1 protein-coding gene and 1 pseudogene are annotated in these 1,517 nt (G+C 75.5%); one reads left to right on the top strand and one right to left on the bottom strand.

The window, feature by feature from the left end:
- Window positions 1-82: pseudogene (locus tag ACP4IX_RS36180) on the bottom strand (GNAT family N-acetyltransferase); the annotation flags it as partial.
- A gap of 426 nt (window positions 83-508) precedes the next feature.
- On the opposite strand from ACP4IX_RS36180, the gene ACP4IX_RS36175 reads away from it, so the two are divergent.
- Window positions 509-1,517 (top strand): ALF repeat-containing protein (locus ACP4IX_RS36175; RefSeq protein WP_426558890.1); only part of this gene is annotated, 1,009 nt, incomplete at its 3' end.

The raw sequence follows: 1,517 nt of genomic DNA, 5'->3' as shown, positions 1-1,517 counted from the left end.
ACTCGGAACGTACGAACACCCCGACCACGTGCCCCTGCCGCCGCTCCACGGGGAACCCGGCCCAGTCCGTCGTACCGCCCTCGCCCGCGGAGCACCGCAGCCGTGACCCGGCGCGCCGCCGGCGCCCGCGGTTCACCGGTGACCGCGGGCCGCCGGTGTCACGGCGCGGCCGGCCGTCTTCCCCGACGGGGCACGCGGCGCGCCGAGCGCCCCAGAGCCCGGCCGCACGCGGATGTACGAGCGGTCGGGCTCCGCCTCCGGTCACGCACGCGCGCCTCAGCGGACTGATCACTCATCAGCTGACGCTCCGTCGCGCCGCGTATCCTTCCGTGGCCGAACTCCCGTTCGCATCCACCATGGTGGGCTGACAAGAAATGGCTGACCTCCGTTGATACAGAGATACAGATCCAGGGCCGGGCTGTTCCGGCTCCTGGCAACCGACCGCCGGGCAAGCGCGACGCGCCAGTCCGCGCGGGCGCTCTGCCTGGCCCTTCTCCTCTCACTCGTCGTGGGACTCCTCGGAGCCCCGGCCGTCGCGGCACCGGTGGCCGGGGTTCCCGCCTCCGGCGAAGCGGCGAGTACGGACCACATTCCCGCCACCGACCGGGGAGAGGTCCTGCGCGCCTGGAAGGCGGGCGGGCCCGGTGTGAAGGCGGCCGCGGAAGCGGCACTGCTGGGCTCGGACGAGCAGGTGCGCACGTTCCTCGACAGTGAGCTGGCCGTCGCGGAGCTGGCGGACGACCGGGTCGCCACCGTGCAGATCTTCTCGGTCGGCGGCCGGGCCGTACGGGAGGCCGCCGAGACGGCTCTGGCCGGGACGCCGGCGGACCTGGACACCTTCCTGAAGTCGGGCTGGCAGGCTCCGCTGGAGGAGGACCAGCGGGTCCGTGCCACCCAGATCATCAGCGCCGGCGGGCCGCAGGTGAAGGCGGTCGGCCGGGCCGCCATGAACGGCACCGCCGAGGACGTGCAGCGCTTCATCGTCGAGGGGCAGTACGACGCCCAGCGCAGCGACGAGCGTGTGCTGGTGGTCCAGATCCTTTCCACCGGCGGGCCGGCCACCCAGGAGGCCGCTCGGGCAGCGCTGGACGGCGCTCCCGAGGACGTGACCGCGTTCCTGGAGGTCGGCCAGTACGTGGCGCGGGCCCGCGACCAGGAGCAGGCCACCATCGAGGACCTGGTCGCGCAGGCCGAGGAGGCCGGCCGGCAGGCCCGGGTGGAGACCGACGCCGCCAAGGAGGCCTCCGCGCGGGCCATCGCGGCGACCAAGCTGGCCAAGGAGGCTGCGCAGAAGGCCGCCGCGGAGACCGCCGCGGCCAAGGAGGACGCCACCAAGGCGTCCAACGCCGCCGGCCGGGCCGCCGACGCGGCCCGCGGGGCCGCCAAGGCCGCCCAGGAGGCGATCTCCTCGGCCCGCGCCGCCAACACGTCGGCACGCATCGCCGCCAACGCCGCCGCACAGGCCGCCGCGGCGGCCGCCTCCGCGGCCCAGGCCGCCTCCCGGGCCCGCGGCGCCG

This window comes from Streptomyces sp. WG5, assembly GCF_049974565.1.
GTDB lineage: Bacteria > Actinomycetota > Actinomycetes > Streptomycetales > Streptomycetaceae > Streptomyces.
The sequence above is the reverse complement of the archived record's forward strand: the minus strand, read 5'-3'. Positions and strand labels throughout refer to the sequence as shown.